The sequence below is a fragment of the Myroides sp. DF42-4-2 genome (genome assembly GCF_030326445.1).
Taxonomy (GTDB): domain Bacteria; phylum Bacteroidota; class Bacteroidia; order Flavobacteriales; family Flavobacteriaceae; genus Flavobacterium.
In genome coordinates this window covers 1-17583 of the sequence record NZ_JACAKI010000016.1, presented here as the reverse complement: position 1 = coordinate 17583, position 17583 = coordinate 1, and the positions used below count along the sequence as shown (strand labels likewise).

General features: G+C 36.7%; 17 protein-coding genes and 1 other RNA gene. 12 read left to right on the top strand and 6 right to left on the bottom strand.

Translation table 11 applies throughout. The features are described from left to right. Positions 1-84: 84 nt before the first annotated feature. The gene (locus HX062_RS11860) at positions 85-1269 is read right to left on the bottom strand and encodes a serine hydrolase domain-containing protein (RefSeq protein WP_286467561.1); all 1185 of its coding nucleotides are present in this window, start codon (positions 1267-1269) and stop codon (positions 85-87) included. A 313-nt stretch (positions 1270-1582) separates the two neighbouring features. Here HX062_RS11860 and HX062_RS11855 point away from each other — a divergent pair, with 313 nt between their 5' ends. Both HX062_RS11855 and rnpB read left to right on the top strand, forming a co-directional pair. Continuing rightward, complete coding sequence (locus tag HX062_RS11855) at positions 1583-2422, top strand: 1,4-dihydroxy-2-naphthoyl-CoA synthase (RefSeq protein ID WP_182626907.1); 840 nt, start codon at positions 1583-1585, stop codon at positions 2420-2422. A gap of 63 nt (positions 2423-2485) precedes the next feature. Then, an RNA gene (gene rnpB, locus HX062_RS11850) (RNase P RNA component class A) lies at positions 2486-2801 on the top strand. 237 nt (positions 2802-3038) lie between these two features. Here the strand turns inward: rnpB and rsmD are convergent. Then, complete coding sequence (rsmD, locus tag HX062_RS11845; protein ID WP_182626905.1) at positions 3039-3611, bottom strand: 16S rRNA (guanine(966)-N(2))-methyltransferase RsmD; 573 nt, start codon at positions 3609-3611, stop codon at positions 3039-3041. Further along, positions 3608-4399: a DUF3822 family protein gene (locus HX062_RS11840; RefSeq protein ID WP_182626903.1), complete on the bottom strand. Its 792-nt coding sequence runs from the start codon at positions 4397-4399 to the stop codon at positions 3608-3610. Before HX062_RS11840 ends, rsmD begins: the two co-directional genes overlap by 4 nt. A gap of 132 nt (positions 4400-4531) precedes the next feature. Between HX062_RS11840 and HX062_RS11835 the strand changes: the two genes are divergently transcribed. Both HX062_RS11835 and kdsB read left to right on the top strand, forming a co-directional pair. Then, a complete protein-coding gene (locus tag HX062_RS11835) occupies positions 4532-5983 on the top strand; it encodes an ATP-dependent DNA helicase (protein WP_182626901.1) in 1452 nt (483 codons plus the stop codon). An 80-nt stretch (positions 5984-6063) separates the two neighbouring features. Next, on the top strand, positions 6064-6789 hold the full coding sequence (gene kdsB, locus HX062_RS11830; protein ID WP_286467560.1) for a 3-deoxy-manno-octulosonate cytidylyltransferase: 726 nt from the start codon (positions 6064-6066) through the stop codon (positions 6787-6789). 637 nt (positions 6790-7426) lie between these two features. Here the strand turns inward: kdsB and HX062_RS11825 are convergent. The 3 genes from HX062_RS11825 to HX062_RS11815 form a co-directional block, all read right to left on the bottom strand. Beyond that, positions 7427-8578 carry an SRPBCC family protein gene (locus HX062_RS11825; RefSeq protein WP_286467558.1) on the bottom strand — a complete coding sequence of 384 codons (1152 nt, stop codon included), beginning with the start codon at positions 8576-8578 and terminating at the stop codon, positions 7427-7429. A gap of 29 nt (positions 8579-8607) precedes the next feature. Next, on the bottom strand, positions 8608-8793 hold the full coding sequence (locus HX062_RS11820; protein WP_182626897.1) for a hypothetical protein: 186 nt from the start codon (positions 8791-8793) through the stop codon (positions 8608-8610). Positions 8794-8892: 99 nt separating this feature from the next. Then, complete coding sequence (locus tag HX062_RS11815; protein WP_182626895.1) at positions 8893-9966, bottom strand: branched-chain amino acid aminotransferase; 1074 nt, start codon at positions 9964-9966, stop codon at positions 8893-8895. Positions 9967-10285: 319 nt separating this feature from the next. Between HX062_RS11815 and HX062_RS11810 the strand changes: the two genes are divergently transcribed. From HX062_RS11810 to HX062_RS11775, 8 genes are all read left to right on the top strand, one after another. Further along, positions 10286-10423 (top strand): hypothetical protein, encoded by a 138-nt coding sequence (locus tag HX062_RS11810; protein WP_182626893.1) that lies wholly within the window; start codon positions 10286-10288, stop codon positions 10421-10423. 302 nt (positions 10424-10725) lie between these two features. Next, positions 10726-11241, top strand: a complete 516-nt coding sequence (locus HX062_RS11805) for a DUF4920 domain-containing protein (protein ID WP_286467557.1) — start codon at positions 10726-10728, stop codon at positions 11239-11241. A gap of 10 nt (positions 11242-11251) precedes the next feature. Beyond that, positions 11252-11719, top strand: a complete 468-nt coding sequence (locus tag HX062_RS11800; protein ID WP_286467556.1) for a hypothetical protein — start codon at positions 11252-11254, stop codon at positions 11717-11719. Positions 11720-11723: 4 nt separating this feature from the next. After that, positions 11724-12392: a tRNA (5-methylaminomethyl-2-thiouridine)(34)-methyltransferase MnmC2 gene (mnmC2, locus tag HX062_RS11795; protein ID WP_286467554.1), complete on the top strand. Its 669-nt coding sequence runs from the start codon at positions 11724-11726 to the stop codon at positions 12390-12392. 424 nt (positions 12393-12816) lie between these two features. After that, on the top strand, positions 12817-14130 hold the full coding sequence (locus HX062_RS11790) for a T9SS type B sorting domain-containing protein (RefSeq protein WP_286467553.1): 1314 nt from the start codon (positions 12817-12819) through the stop codon (positions 14128-14130). A gap of 11 nt (positions 14131-14141) precedes the next feature. Next, positions 14142-15074, top strand: a complete 933-nt coding sequence (locus HX062_RS11785) for a PorP/SprF family type IX secretion system membrane protein (protein WP_430530247.1) — start codon at positions 14142-14144, stop codon at positions 15072-15074. A gap of 11 nt (positions 15075-15085) precedes the next feature. Next, positions 15086-17047: an OmpA family protein gene (locus HX062_RS11780; protein WP_286467551.1), complete on the top strand. Its 1962-nt coding sequence runs from the start codon at positions 15086-15088 to the stop codon at positions 17045-17047. Between the two features lie 36 nt (positions 17048-17083). Next, positions 17084-17583 (top strand): phage tail-like protein (locus HX062_RS11775; RefSeq protein ID WP_502888506.1); only part of this gene is annotated, 500 nt, incomplete at its 3' end.

The window sequence follows — 17583 nt, the reverse complement described above, 5'->3', positions numbered from 1 at the left end:
GACGAGTGATGAGATGAGTTCCCTTACAAAGCGCAATGAGCAATGAGCAAAGAACAAAAAGCAAAGCGCCATTTCCCCCCTCTCTTATAACTCTACATTTCCAACGGGATAATCTCCTAGATAATGCGATAAGTCGATTGTTTTATACGTTAATTTGGAGTACTTGTTTGAAAAGAGAATAATACAGGCATTTGAATCGGCTAAGCGAATGTAGGAGGATGTATTTCCTCTCCACCAACCGTTGTGGTAGGTGTAGTTTTTATCGTTCTTCATTTTGATCAAGCGCATGCCCAGTCCATAATTGCGTGTCCCTTTACTTTCAAAACTGTAACCCTCTGTCATTTGTCCTTTAAGATCTGCACTTAAGAAATCATCTGAATACATGGCAGTATCTAATTTCAGCATATCTCTAGGTGTGGTATAAATATTTTTGTCTCCATAAGTACCATCCATATAGTCCCAATGCATCTCGCGATAATTGGAGTTATACGATTGAGTTACTTGATTTTTATGTGTAATATCGTCAAACACAAAACTGTGATTCATCTCTAGCGGATCGAAGATTAAATCGCGTACAGCTTGTTTAAATTTTTTACCAGTTACTTGTTCAACAATAGAAGCCAAGACTACGTAATTGGTATTACTATAAGTAAAACGCGTATCGGGCTTGAAATCCAACGCTACGGATTTGCTTTTAATTACCTCAATTACTTGATCGTTGGTAATTACATTTTGGCTGTTCCATTTGTTGGGATAGTATCCGTAGTATTTCAAACCACTACGGTGGTTTAGCAGCATTCGAACTGTAATTTCATCATAGGGAAAACCGTCGATAATTTCCGAAACGGATTGATCCAAGTAAATGAGGTTTTCTTGTACCAGTCGCAAAACCGTTACGGCTGTTATTACTTTTCCAACAGAAGCAACGTGAATAGGTGTATTTTCTGTAATGGATTCATTTTGTTTTTTATTGGCATAGCCTGAATAGTGTTCGTATAAAACTTTTCCATTTTGAGCCACTAAGAAGCTACCTGTATAGCCGCTTTTTTTAATATATTGATTGTAAAAATCTTCAATTTGCTGGCCTTTTTCAAGGATATATTCTGGTTTTAGCTCTTGAAATGACGACTCATATGGTTTGTCAATAAACACATTGTGTTCTTTGATGATAGGCATATTCAAGGCTAAATCCATAGTAGTTTCTTGCTGTTGTTTGCAAGAAGCTAAAGCTAATAAGCTAACTAAAGCGAGTGTGAGTTTGGTATTCATTAGTCTTACTGTCTTGTAGGGATTTTTTAAAGAAAAAACCAAATTAGTAAAAGTTATTGAATATCAAAGGAATTTCTCACGAAACTTTCATATACTACTTAATAAATTTGAGAAGTATACAAAACGTTCTTTTTTAGGAGATGTAAGAAGGGGGGGGATTAATTTACATTTCCTATCTCATGAGCAGAGGGTATAGCGGACGATGTTTGGCAAGTAGAGGAGAGGAGAAGAGATCGATCAGCAGGGATTCTCTAGGTCTTTGTTTAGAAAAGAGATAAAAAAGCAGTAATTTTACTCACAAATAAGAAAAGATATGAGTAAGATAGAATGGAAAACGGCGATCGAGTTTGAAGATATTACCTATAAAAAGTGTAATGGAGTGGCTCGAATAGCGTTTAATCGTCCGGAAGTTCGAAATGCTTTTAGACCCAAAACAACAAGTGAGTTATATCGTGCTTTTTACGATGCACAAGAAGACACTTCTATTGGCGTAGTATTATTATCGGCAGAAGGTCCGTCACCTAAGGATGGGGTGTACTCTTTTTGTAGTGGTGGAGACCAGAAGGCTAGAGGGCATCAAGGCTATGTAGGTGAAGATGGAATGCACCGATTGAATATTTTAGAGGTGCAGCGATTAATTCGCTTTATGCCTAAGGTTGTCATTGCGGTAGTTCCGGGATGGGCAGTTGGAGGAGGACACAGTTTACACGTGGTTTGTGACATGACTTTAGCGAGTAAAGAGCACGCTATTTTCAAGCAAACAGATGCGGATGTTACGAGTTTTGATGGGGGCTATGGATCTGCGTATTTAGCTAAAATGGTTGGACAGAAAAAAGCGAGAGAGATTTTCTTTTTAGGAAGAAACTATTCTGCACAAGAAGCTTTTGAAATGGGGATGGTTAATGCGGTGATTCCACATGCTGAGTTAGAAGATACAGCTTATGAATGGGCACAAGAAGTACTAGCGAAATCTCCAACGTCAATTAAGATGTTGAAATTTGCGATGAACTTGACAGATGATGGTATGGTAGGCCAGCAAGTATTTGCTGGAGAAGCAACCCGTTTAGCTTATATGACAGAAGAAGCAATTGAAGGGCGCAATGCATTCTTAGAAAAACGCAAGCCGAATTTCCCTAAGAAATGGATTCCATAATAGATATAAAATAAAGTAAATAGTTTGTTCGCCTTTTCGCGGAAAGCTGTACTTTTGCAATCTTATGCAGATCGCCTTATCGCTGGTTTAGCAATAAACGAGAGGAAAGTCTGGACACCATAGAGCGGTATAGTGGGTAACACCCATCCGCGGAGCAATCCGTGAGGACAAGTGCAACAGAAAGGATGTACAGGTAATGCTGTAGTGAAATCAGGTAAACTCTATACGGTGAAATGCCATGTATATTTAGCGTTTGAGGGCTGCTCGCCCGATGCTTTAGGGGTAGGCAGATAGAGCCATTGAGTAATTGATGGCCTGGATAAATGATAAGGATGCATTTCGGTGCATACAGAATCCGGCTTATAGATCTGCATTTATTTTTAAATCAATGTATTAGAATAAAAAAGATTGACTTATATCCTAAGTCAATCTTTTTTTATGTAAACGTTAGATTTTGATGTATAAATTACTTAATCATATACATATAAAATACAAATCACTTGGTTTATTCGGTTTTAAATCAAATCAATGTATTTTTTTACTCTATTTTTTAGCCCTGAAATAAGGTAGTTTTAAAAAACAATGCGTTAGGAAGAAGCGAAGTGTACGTTTTTTACTATTCTTCGTCTGTATCTTCGTCCTCTTCTTCTGATGCGTATTCAAAAAAGGTGAAGACAGATCCGCCGTAGTTTTTCTCAAAAGAAAAATGAGGCAAATGCTCTAATTTAGTGAATTTTGAATGTTCAACAACAAGCATTCCTTCTTCGTCTAGGATGTTGTTGGTCAAGATATCGGTTACTATTTTTTCAAACTGTTCTTGCGTAAAGTCATACGGAGGGTCAGCAAAAATAATATCATAGGTTCCCTGGTGTTTTTCAAGGAATTTAAACACGTCTGATTTATAAGGTACGATGTTTAGCTCAAAGTCTTTCGCTGTTTTCTTGATAAAGTTAACACAACCATAATCAGCGTCAATGCTGACAATATTTTCCACGCCTCTTGAAGCAAACTCGTAACTAATACTTCCTGTTCCCGCGAATAAATCTAACACTTGTAGTTCAGAGAAATTGAAGTGATTGTTTAGAATATTAAACAAAGCTTCTTTACTCATGTCAGTAGTTGGGCGAACCGGTAGGTTTTTAGGTGGACTTAGTTTTCTTCCCTTTAATTTTCCTGAAATAATTCTCATAGATGGAATAAAATATAATGTTGTTTAGGTACTTGATAATGTAGGAGGAGAGAAGGAGCAATCCTAGTATTTTCCTCTATAAGGTCTAGGTGACGAATGTACGTATAGACTTGTTCAAACAAAGCATCTTCTTTTTCAATGCGACTCATCAAATTTAATCGAATGGTTTCTGGATCGAGTTTGAGTTGTTCGTATACGAAGAGCAGATAATAGATAAAATCTTGAGGGGTTGTGTATAAAAAGGAGTTGAACAGTATTAGTTGTGCACCTTGGGTAACAACCAATTCGAAATGATCCTTTTGCACATAGGCATATACTTCAATATTCGTATTATTTGCTGCTCGTTCTAATACGTGATCTACCAAAGCAGTATTGATGTTTTGATAGGTAAAAGAGCCTAGTTTGTCAAAGAGAACGTTATTGATTTGTACATAAGGGATGTAGACGTTGTTGATGGTTTGATTGGCTAACTCATCAAAGGCAAAGAAATCGGACGAAAAAACTTTGGTATTGTACTGTAAGTAGGATCCCAATGCGTTTTCATCGAATATAGCTGTTGGAACAAAAGTATTGAGATTATTGTCGTGTAATACAACGATATCCTCAAAAGCATCTGATAGGATTTCGTGTTTAGCAAAGAGCGCCTGCAACTGATCTTCAATTGTTCTATTTTGGTTTAAGGCTTCAGAAACGAAATGGTGAATCTGTTTGGATTCAACCTCTTGTACGATGAATGTAAATTTCTGTAGGGAAACCTGAATGATAAGTTTGTTTAAGCTTTGCTTCATTGTTTGTTGCGCTATAAATTTCTGACTGCGAATACAAGAGACAAATTTAAACAATTTTAAGGGAGTATATTAGTCTTGGGCTAAAAAGCTTAGTATCTTTGGTGTTTTAGGTGTATTTTGGAGAAAACTAGCATGAGAGGAACTGAATTTTATAAAGTATTACGACATCAATTTCCGTATGAACTCACGTTAAAACAAGATATTTTCTTACAGAAAATAGCAGAGTTTATTACGAAGGATCAGCAGGATGAGTTATTTGTTTTGAAAGGATATGCGGGTACGGGAAAAACGACCTTGTTGTCGGTTGTAGTAAATCAATTGCGTTCGATCCAAAAATATGCAGTTATGCTTGCACCTACAGGGCGAGCAGCTAAGGTGATTAGCAGTTATGCACAGCGTCCAGCCTTTACGATTCACAAGTATATATATTATCCGAAGCCGTTAAAAAATGGAGGGGGAATGCAATATACGATGCGACAAAACAAGCATAAAAACACGATTTTTATTGTGGATGAAGCCTCGATGATTGGCGATGGTTCAGCAGGAGACAGCAGTATGTATCCCCATGGATCCTTATTGGATGATTTGATTTACTACGTTTATACGGGACAAAATTGTAAGTTGATTTTAATTGGAGATGTAGCACAGCTTCCTCCGATCAATATGACGGTTAGCCCCGCTTTGGATACCGATCAATTGAGCTTTCATTACAATATGCCGATTCATCACATCGAATTGGATGAGGTGATGCGTCAAGAGGAGGATTCGGGTATTCTATATAATGCAACGGAACTGCGTATGTTGTTGGACTCTCATTTTATGGATACGTTTCAGTTCAATTTATACGGGTTTAAGGATATTATTCGTCTAACTGATAGCTATGACATTCAAGATGCTATTCTATCTTCTTATTCCAATGCAGGACCAGAGGAAACGATGTTTATTGTTCGTTCAAATAAACGCGCCAATGCGTATAATCAACAAATCAGAATGCGTATTTTAGATCGAGAGAGCGAAGTAGCAGCTGGAGATTTATTGATGGTTGTTAAAAACAATTACTACTGGTTAAAAGATTCAACGGTAACGGACTTTTTAGCCAATGGAGATATTATCGAAATTCTACAAATTTATAAAACAGTTGAGCTATACGGTTTTCGATTCGCATCCGTGCGCATTCGCATGATTGATTATGATGAGATGACTCCGTTTGATACAGTTATTCTTTTAGATACGTTAAGCAGTGAATCGCCAGCGTTGACTTATGAAGAGAGCAATCGCTTGTATCAAGAAGTACTTCTGGATTATGAGGATGAAATTTCCAAGTATAAAAAGAATCAGAAGGTAAAAGAAAACGAATACTTTAATGCGCTACAAGTGAAATTTTCCTATGCCGTTACCTGCCATAAGTCGCAAGGTGGACAGTGGGAAACGGTTTTTATTGAACAGCCGTATTTACCAGAGGGAATAAATCAAGACTATGTGCGTTGGTTGTATACAGCAATTACGCGTGCCAAGAGTAAATTGTATTTAATTGGTTTTCAAGAGGAGTATTTTGAAGAGGATGTGGACGCGTATTTGGAGTAAAACTTGGGATAAAACAAGGCGATATTCTTGGAAGAGATTCGCGAAATCCCTTATCTTTGATTGAAAATAATAGAACTAGTATGAAAGTAATTGCTGTTATTCCGGCACGTTATGCCTCTACGCGTTTCCCTGCAAAATTAATGCAGGAGTTAGGCGGTAAAACAATTATTCGACGAACGTACGAAGCTACGGTTGAAACAGGACTATTTGACGAGGTATTTGTCGTTACCGATTCGCCTTTGATTTTCGATGAAATTCAGTATTATGGCGGTCGTGTTGTGCGCAGTATAAAGGAGCATGAAAGCGGCAGTGATCGAATAGCAGAAGCAGTTGAAGGAATTGAGGCAGATATTGTTATTAACGTACAAGGAGATGAGCCTTTTGTCAATAAGGATAACCTTGAGAAATTAATTGAAATTTTTAAAGCAGATCAGGAGAAACAGATCGATTTAGCGTCTTTGATGACGCCAATTGACGATTGGGAACGTATAGAAAATCCGAACAATGTTAAAGTAGTGGTCGATGAGCAACAGCTTGCCTTGTATTTTTCGCGTTCAGTTATTCCTTATCCAAGAGACAAAGACACCAAAGTTCAATACTATCAACATATTGGAGTTTACGCATTTAGACGTGAAGCTTTGTTAGAATTCACGACTTGGCCCATGAAATTTTTAGAAGCTACTGAAAAGTTAGAACAGTTGCGTTATTTAGAATATGGGAAACGCATTAAAATGGCAATTACCCAGCATGCGGGGGTTGGTATTGATACACCAGAAGATTTAGCTTATGCCAAAACGCTATTATAGGGCGTGAAAAATAAGGTGCAAATAAAAAAGAGGGTGTCCCAAAAGGACACCCTCTTTGTATGGTATAAAACGGGACTTTTTTCTTTGATTAATTATTCTTGCAAGTAAAACGAATGTTAAACTCTGATCGAGGCGGGCAATTCGTCCCTTTAGCTATTCCGATTGCGTGGATTACTTTTTTTTACAATCGTTCTGTTCTATTCAGGTGCTGCACGAATACGTTACAAAACTACATCAGTCGAAATTAACCTGAAATACACCCTTACGTGTTTTTCCATTATTGGGAATAAAAAAGCACAAAAGGGATTGTTTTTCCTTTAATAAACAACACAAATAGTTGTTATTCAGTTGTTTATTTAGTTTTGTTTTGCTTTTGTTCGGGTCTTCTTCGGTAAACCTGTGTATTTACGGGGGTTTAACCCCGATTTACCGAAGCTGACTCGAACAAGACTCGAACAAGACTCGAACAAAATCCAACCCCCTTTATCGATTTACTGCAAGAAACTAAACACTTCTTTTTCGTCTAAATTCATGTAAAAACAAAAATCTGCGCGATCGGAACAAACAATAAAAAAATCCCGTCTAAAAAAGGCGGGATTTTGTTTTTTAGGCTTTTTAGACAGCCTCTTTTTTATTTTTAGGATGCAGTAGTTGTATCTACAGTTGTATGTTTTTGTTCCTCTTTGGGCGCTACAACAGGTATTGTTGTTTCCACTGGAGGTTTATAGGTGCGCTTACGCGGTTTTATACTATCATTTTCGGTGGAATAACCCGTGGTATAGGCTTGATTTTGAAGGGTTATTGGTTGTTGGTTTTGCGTTACAGGAAGGAGAACTGTTGTTTTCCATGTTGAAGGCAAGCGATTATTTAGGGAAGATTGATTTAATTCAATCAACATTTTTTGAGCCGGATTAGAGGTGAAAACGTCTGATTTATCAACCACTATACGAATCTCTTTCAGTGCTTTTGGCAGGTGAGAATAGTATCCTACAACCGTGCTCTCAAAATAGTCACTGGCTACTAAAGTTCCTTGTTTTACTCTTTCCACTTCATTTAAGAAAATAGAATCTTGTAGTTTAAAACCAAATTGAAACGCTAAGTTTTCCGTCAAAGGGTTGTTGTCAAACAAAAGCAATGGTATTGGTTCAACCTTAATTTTATTGACAGTACAAAAATCCGTAAGTTGTGTATGTAGAGCTTCAATTGTTGCTTTAATATCGGTATAATCTGCTGTGCTATCGAGGTAGATATAGTCAAAAGTATTTCTTTTAGCAGTACCTGAAGTTGTTAGATCATATTCTCTATACTGTTTAATAAAGAAAACAATCAAAGCGTTGATGCTATTATCCAGGGAAGAGCCAACCACTTTATCTGGAGATCCAGAGAAGAAAGTTAGTATTTTCGTTTTTAAGTCAATGGAACCTTCGAAAGTAAAATCAACTTTTGTCTTTTGTCCTTGAGGGTGAAATTTCCAAATGATATTGGACAATTTGTTGTCGTACAGGATATCTTGTGAAATACTGTCGTATGGTTTTTCGTATTCTTTTCGAATTTGGTAAACGCCAATTTTTGGTAGGGTGATACTGTATACTCCGTTGGTATTATTTTCTGTTTCAATCCAATCGTTCCAATTGTTTAAATCTTGTATGTATCGGTATACAATGGGTTGAGGGGCGTCAAGTTCAAATGATTTTGTGATTTTGAAATTACCACTTTGTGTTAATACAAAAACCACTAGCGAAATGCATAGCAAAGTAACGAGAAGCAGGAAATACTTAAGGATTTTCATAGTTAGCAGTAGACACCTAGGGTTAAATATTATTTAAGTACGTTCTTTAGGATGAATAGCGAACCAATAAAGGCTAAAAACGCGAGTAAGATCCACAGTCTATTTTTGTAGTATTTGCGGTGGAGATTAAGATCTTTACGGTACATAATGATTAGAATAATCGTAAATGTGATAATAAAGAAAGCTGCGAATTGAATTTGCCCAGTTGTAAACATAATAAAGATTTTAGCAAAAATAAGTAAAAACCTTCAATTTAGAGCATAAAAAAACGGCAGGATCACTGCCGTTTTATAAAATGTATCCCAAAAGGGTATTTATATTTTTTCAGTCCAGTTGAAAGTATCTTCAATTGCTTTTTGTTGAATACCTTGTAGGTTAGTTTTCAGCATAATAGCGTAAGAATTTTCATCTGTTACATTTGGTAACTCGTAGTATTTTTGTTGGTAAGCAAAACCTTCGATTTGTCCGATTGTTACTGCAGTTCCAGCACCAAAGATTTCTAATAGTTCACCTTTAGCATGTGCATCCAGTAATTCTTGTACAACGATGGATCTTACTTCTACATTGATTCCCTTGCTTTTGGCAATGTCGATTAAACTTTTTCTTGTAACACCATCTAAGATACGCTCACTAGTAGGGGCTGTGATTAAAGTATCTCCAATTCTGAAGAATACGTTCATTGTCCCAGCTTCCTCTAATTTTGTATGGGTAGCATCATCTGTCCAGATTACTTGTTGGTATCCTTCTTTTTGAGCTAATTGCGTAGGGTAGAATTGCCCACCGTAGTTTCCAGAACATTTTGTGTATCCAACACCACCATTTGCTGCGCGGCTGTAGTGTTCTGCAATTTGTACTTTTACTTTCCCTGAGTAATACGTACGTGCAGGAGAACAGATAATACAGAACATAAATTCGCTAGATGGACCAGCAACAACACCTTCGTGTGTTCCAACCATAAATGGACGTAAGTACAACGAGTTTCCTTGTCCTTTTCTTACCCATTCTCTATCTAAATCTAATAGTGCTTTTAAACCGTCAATAAATCTTTCTTCATCAATGTGTGGCATAGCCATACGCTCTGCAGACTTATTAAAACGCGCCCAATTTTCGCGTGGTCGGAATAACCATACATCATCATTATCGTCTTTGTATGCTTTCATCCCTTCAAAAATCGCTTGTCCGTAGTGGAAAACATTAATTGAAGGAGCAAAACTCATCGGCCCATAAGGTTTGATTTCCACTTGTCCCCATTTACCATCTTTATAATGACAAACCAACATATGATCCGTGAAAATAGATCCAAATTTTACATTCTCGAAATCAATTGAATCGACTCTAGACTTTTCTATTTTTTCAATAGAAAGTTCAAATTTTGTTTCTAAACTCATTTTATAGTGTTTTTTTAAAAGTTGTTGTTGTATAAATTAAAACGTATACACTGTATTTTTTAAAATACTGCCTTACAAAAATAGCAAAAAAACTCACTATTTATCAATTTAATTTAAAGAATAATTACGTAGCTGAATAAAATTTTGTATTATCAAAAAAAAACTTGAGAAAATATAGAATACTTTGAATTTGTTTGTGTAAACTCTTTGTTTTTAGTTTATTTTTTTGATTTAGTGAGAAACTCTTTTTTCTTGGGTAACTGTTGATTAGTGAATAAATGATTCTTTTATGCTTGATTTTTTTTAAACTCAACAGTAAATGTTACTATTTTTTGCCGGGAATATAAAAGGCTTAGCGATAAAAGTGCTTTATGTGTTCTATAGCAATTCGATTGGTTTAGGCGATGGTTGTGGCTGGGACGTTTTAGAACTAGAACATATCAAGAAGTTGAAGTAACTGAATCGAAATATGCTGTCCTAGGGTATTTTTAACTTTTTGTATTTTAATAGGATAAAGTGGATGTTAAAAAATAAAAATAGAACAAGGTGTTTTACCTTGATTATAAGTGATATACTGCTGTGTTAATAGCAGGGATTTGCTCTAAGTATGTTGGTTGTCTAACCTAAATTACCTCTGTTTTTTTCGCCTGAATCACCAGATTGTTAGGTGTTTGAAAAGGAAGTACAGCTGCAATAGTTTATGTATTTCACTTTGTTTTTTACTTATCTTTGAGCAATTAAAAATTTTAACAGAAATTCATGAAATACGTTGGACTAACACTAGGATTAGCAGCTTTATTGACTGTTAGTTGCGCAAAAAAACAGGAGGCCACTAGCGAAACAGCACCTGTAATCTCCGCAATTGAAAAAGAATATGAAACTTTTGGACAAGCGCTGGATGCCAATCAAGAAGTATGGACTAAAGAAGCCATGGGAAAAGCATTTGATCAATTGAAAGAAGGAGATACACTACGCGTATCCTTTACTTCTACTATTAAGGAAGTCTGTCAAAAGAAAGGTTGTTGGATGCAAGTAGCGTTGGATCAAGATAAAAGTAGCTTTGTCCGTTTTAAAGACTATGGTTTTTTTGCACCAATGAACGCAGGAGGTCATGAGGTTGTGATGCAAGGAAAAGCTTTTGTGTCTGTAGTTTCAATAGATGAATTAAAGCACTATGCGAAAGATGCAGGAAAGAGCGAAGACGAAATAGCTGCTATTACAGAGCCTAATGTAACCTATGCTTTTGAAGCAGACGGTATTGCAATTGTCAAATAGAAACTAAAAGATGATTCGATTCACCATACTCTTATTGCTCTTGTGTGGAAGCGTCAGCTGTCAGCAGGTAAAAAAACAAACGAGCAAGGACGATCACCTCGATCAAACGCCGACAGCACAGCAAAAAAGCAACACATTTGAGCTGTATGAGCTTTCTGAAATGGCTGTATTAATGGAGCAAATGCACGTTGATAATAAGCGTATTCGCGATCGCATACTGGCTGGGATGTCAATCACAGACAGTATGCCGAGTTTACATCAACGTTTATTAACAGCGGTTATGACAGATCCTACCGATAGAGATCTGTTTTTTGAAACACAAGCTCGGGCTTTTATTCAGGTGGAAGAAGCTTTTTATGCAGATCCCAACCACCAAACCAAAGAAAAGTTCAATGCCATTGTAGAAGCTTGTTTAAGTTGTCATCAAAAGAAATGCGGAGGTCCGATTCCCAGAATTAAAAAATTATTGATTCCTTAATTCAATGAAGAGAAAAATTATTGTTACCTCAGATGGGTCACATTCCTTAGAAGTAGAAGATTGGGGAGAAACTTACCACTCGATTCACGGCGCAATACAAGAATCTAAACACGTCTACATTGAGCAGGGGTTAATGCGATTTATTAAACAAGAGGAAGTAAAAGTCTTAGAATTTGGTTTAGGAACAGGATTAAATGCTTTTTTGACCATGGCGACCTTAGTTCCCCTACAAAAAAAAGTCGTTTATCACGCAATCGAAGCCTTTCCCTTGACAAAAGAAGAATATAGTGTGTTAACCTTTCCTTCTCTTTTACCGGAATTTCAAGAAGGGCAATCTCTTTTTTCAGCTTTACACGAGGCTATTTGGGATGTAGAACTCGCCTTGCATACGCAGGTAACCGTACAAAAGATTCACGCAACTTTCGAAGATGTAGCAGTCAAAACCAATTACTTCGACTTGGTCTATTTCGACGTTTTTGGCTATCAATATCAACCGCATTTATGGACAGTAGAGATCTTTCAAAAAGCGTATGATAGTCTAAAAGAAGGCGGGATGTTAGTTACTTATGCTTGTAGAAGCGTTATTAAAAAAAATATGATCGCTGCAGGATTTACCCTTGAAATCGTAGCAGGACCACCTGGAAAAAGAGAAATGACTCTCGCTCATAAATAGGAAAAAACACAAATAAATTAGCACAAAAGCTCCCAAGAAGTACCTACTTCTTGGGAGCTTTTTTTTATAGACCTGGTTAAACTGGTTTATTTCTACTTGTTTACTTTTTTTAAAAATAAATGAAATTATCATAATATTATAATTTTGATCTATATGTGATTTTTTTCGTTAAAAAATGATATTAAATATTTATTTATCTTATTTTTTGGTTAAAAAACATATATAATTTAATGTTATTATTAAAAAAATAAGCCTTGTGTTTTTTTAAAATATTTTTTATCCTGATTTTTTTATTTAATTTTAAGTGAAATTTAAGACATAAGTATTTTAAATTAAGAGATATTTTACTAATTGTTTATCGGCTGGGTGCAAGCTGTACGGCTAGAAAATAAAAGGGAATACAAACCTTTAAAATTGAAATTTTATGAAGCAGCATTATCTAAAATTTACCTTTTTACTGCTCGTCAGTGTTCCATGTTTATCCTATGGACAAGAAGAATCTGAAAAAACACAGCTTATTAATACAGGAGTATTGACGGTTCGCCCTGAAACAAAGCTCTCCACGCGATTTGATTTTGTCAATACCGAAAAAGGGGATGTCGTTAATGATGGTGAAGTGATTTTTTATAAAAATTTCTCGAATGAGGGATATTACGGCTTAACACCCACCAAGAAAACATCTTCTACCTATTTTGTGGTGCATAAGGATACGCAAGCCAAACAAATCAAAGGGGGAGGTTTAACTTCCTTTTATAATGTGGAATTTGATAGCGAATGGGAAGGGGTTGCCTTTAACTTGCAAAATAATATAGATATCTATGGTTCTGCACATTTTAAAAAGGGGATCATAAAAATAGATCCCACTATAAAAGAACAAGGATTGTCTACCGGGATGATGAGTTTTATGCCTAATGCGCAACATAAGAATGTTGGCGATCACAGTTTCGTCGATGGGGAAGTGGAAAAAGTAGGTCGGGATGGTTTTGAATTTCCAATCGGGAAAGAAACGTATTATCGCCCTGCTTTTATCGAAGCTCCAGACAATGTCAAAGCTGTTGTTTTAGCTGAGTATTACCACAATGATATTCCTTTTTTTGAGACACATAAAAATACAGCTGGTGTCGTTCAGTTGCTAAATACAAATGAATATTGGCGATTGAACGGCAAAACAGGAAATGAACATACGGTAATACTAAGTCTAAGCTGGGATGATCGTACAACACCTGCCGAATTGCTAAAAGATCCAGAAAGTGAACTGCACATTGTTCGCTGGGATGAACAAAAACAGCTTTGGGTTGATGAGGGGGGCGTAGTGGATATGTCTACAAAAAGGATTACAACTCCTATCGCAATTAAAGACTTTGGCTATTTTACCTTAGGGACAGTTAAACAAGACTGGATTTTGGAAGGAGACGTGGTAATTTACAACTTGGTAACACCTGACGGAGATGGCAAAAACGATTACTTTATTATTGATAATATCAAAAAATACCCCAATAACCGCGTTGAAGTTTACAACCGATGGGGGGTAAAAGTGTATGAAACTACGGGCTATGACCCAAATGGAGACGGCAGTACCAATGTATTTAACGGCTATTCAGGAGGTAAAATTACAGTAGATAAAAGTAAAAAACTACCTAGTGGAACCTATTATTATATAGTGACTTACGAATATACCGATCAACATGGTAGTCGCATGATTAAGAAAGCCGCGAATTTGCATTTAGAGACTAATTAAACCCACGTAAAATGAGAATAGGAAGTACAATCAAAATAATGATTCTTGGAAGTGTAGGTTTGTTTTGCACGACGCCAATTCAGGCCCAACAAGATCCACAATATACCCATTATATGTATAATCACTCCATGATTAATCCAGCTTATGCTGGAAGTAGGGAAGGACTGAATATCTTCGGTTTATACCGCACTCAATGGGTAGGATTAGAAGGGGCTCCTAAAACGGCAACCCTTTCGATGACTACGCCTCTAGGAGAATCTGGTTTAGGATTAGGCGTTAGTTTTGTTAATGATCACCTCGGAGTGATGGATGACAATACACTTGCGGTAGATTTATCTTATGCTATCGATTTGAATTACAGCTATAAACTTGCATTTGGTTTGAAAGGATCTGCCAATTTACTCGATGTTAATTACAGTAAATTGAGCATCTATCATCCAACCGATCCTGTAGCGGAAGAGGATGTTAGTAACGAATTTACTCCAAATATAGGCGCTGGATTGTTTTTGTACTCAGACAAAGCCTATGTAGGTTTGTCCATTCCTACCTTACTTACGCGTTCGCGTTATGATGATAACAACCTCAAAACACTCAGAGAAAAAATGCACGTCTATCTAACTGGGGGTTATGTTTTTGATCTGAATCGAGATATTAAGTTTAAACCAGCTACTTTGATCAAAATGGAGCAAGGCTCTCCCTTACAAGTCGACCTAACTGCCAATTTTATGTTTGTTGACAAATTTACTGCTGGAGTTGCCTACCGATGGGATGCCGCTGTTAGTGGAATGGTTGGTTTTCAAGTATCTGAAAATATCTTAGTCGGATACAGCTACGATGCTGAAACTTCAAAATTAGCGCGATATAACTCAGGCTCACATGAAGTCTTCCTTCGATTTACGTTGTTCAACAGCTTTAAGCGGGTGGCAGCACCGAGATTCTTCTAAAACAATGCAGTATGATTAGAAAATTACTACAAGCAGGAATGGTCTGCCTCACCCTTAGTGTCACTACAACAGCATATAGTCAAGCTAGAAAAGAAAAACAAGCGGATAAAAATTTTGATCGCTTAGCCTATGTTGACGCTATTAAAATTTACGAACGCATGGCAGAAAATGGCTATGTCAATACCTCTATCCTACAAAATTTAGCCGATGCGTATTACTTCAATGGTAAATTAGTAGAAGCTCATAAGTGGTATGCCGAGTTGTTTGAAGGCAATTATGAAGATAAAAATACTTCCAAATTGCCTTCGGAATACTATTATCGCTATGCACAATCATTAAAGGCTGTTCAGGATTATCCGAAAGCGCAGCAACTAATGGATCAATTCTCTTTGCTTGAACAACAAGATTCTCGCTCAGTTTTATATAACAAAAACCGAGATTATCTCACCCATATTGAAAATCGTTCCGATCGCTATGATATAAAGCTGTTGGATTTTAATACGAGTTATTCCGATTATGGTGCAACTCTATTGGGCAATCAATTTGTGTTTACCTCTGCTCGAGCAAGGGATCACCAACGGGCAAACCAAATTCACGCCTGGACTAATGAGAGTTACACTAGTTTGTACAGCTCGACAATTGGTCAAAACGGATTCGAAGAACCAGTGTTATTCGCTCCAGAGATTAATTCTGATGTCAATGATGCAACAGCCGTATTTACACAAGACGGGAATACCATGTACTTCACGCGAAATAATGCGAAGCCAAGTGGCAAAAGCAAACAAAACAAGGATAAAACATCGCTGTTGAAATTATATAAAGCTGTTAAACAGTTGGATGGGTCGTGGGGACAGGTAGAGGAATTACCATTTAATTCGGATAATTTTAATACAGCCCATCCAGCTTTAACACCAGATGATAAATGGCTGTACTTTTCTTCTGATCGCCAGGGTACAATCGGACAATCCGATTTATATCGTGTAGCTCTATATGAAAATGGGGGATATGGAACGATAGAAAACCTCGGTAAAGCCATTAATACTGAAGGTAGAGAGAGTTTTCCTTTTATCTCCTCCGATTTTCAATTGTATTTCTTCTCTGACGGACACCCCGGTTTAGGAGGATTGGATGTTTTTGTTGCCAAACTCTATCCTAATGGAAGTTTCGGTCCTGTAGTGAATATGGGCACTCCAATTAACAGTAGCTTGGACGACTTTGGATTTTATCTCGATACCAAGCAAAATAAAGGTTTTGTCAGCTCAAATCGCGCCGGCGGAAAAGGAACGGATGATATCTATTTCTTAGTAGAAAAACCATGCATGCAAATACTTGAGGGAATTATTTATGATAAAGATACTAATGAGTTATTATCTAGTGCATTAGTAGTTGTTTCTGATGCGTTCTATCAAAAATCGGATACCCTATATACAGATAGTAAAGGATTTTATCGCACCACCTCTCTAGCTTGTGGGGTTAAATATCGCATCAAAGCAGAGAAAAATGCCTACAATACGGTTGAAGTTGTCTTTAATGTCAATCGAGAACCTGGTGCTAAAACAGTGAATATCGGATTGGAGAAATCAGAAAAACCATTGGGATTACAGGATGATTTATTTAAACGACTCCAATTACAACCCATTCATTTTGATTTTGATCAATCCACTATCCGCAAAGATGCGGCGATTGAACTGATGAAAATCGTCGAAGTGCTGAAAGAATATCCTACCATGAAAATTGATGTTCGTTCGCATACTGATAGTAGAGGAAATGATGCCTATAATACTAAACTGTCTGATCGTCGTGCTCAAGCAACAGTACAATGGATGATTGGACAAGGGATTGATCCTAGTCGCTTGACAGGTAAAGGATATGGTGAAACTCAATTGTTGAACCAATGTGAAAATGGTGTTCCTTGTACTGCTTCGGAACATCAGGTAAACAGACGCAGTGAATTTATTATCATAGCAATGTAATACATAAGAAAACATATAATCTAAATCACGAACCACATGAAAAAAAGATGGATTTTACTCAGTGCTTTTTGTACTGGGGCAATGTCGTATGCTCAAGTTGGAATAGGTACGGGTACTCCTAATCTATCTGCTCAACTTGAAATATCGTCTGACAATAGAGGGGTTCTTATTCCTCAAGTACCTTTAAAAGGTGCGTCTGACACAAAAACAATTGAAAACGGAAATGTTGAAAGTTTGTTAGTGTATAATACAACAACAAATAATGAATTGCAACCTGGTTATTACTATTGGAAAGATGCGAGTTGGCATCGATTATTGACAGATCTAGATCGTAAAGAATGGGAATTACCTGGTAATAAAAGTTTTGTTGTTGAAGATGGATTATTGAAGTTGTACGATAGTCAAGATAATTTTGTTTTTATTGAAATCGAACAGCTGAATATTGTTACCACCTTAGTTAAAGACGCCAACGGCAATGGGCAGTACACCTACACAAACGAGGAAGGTACAGCAGTTGTCATAGACGTTCAGGCCGA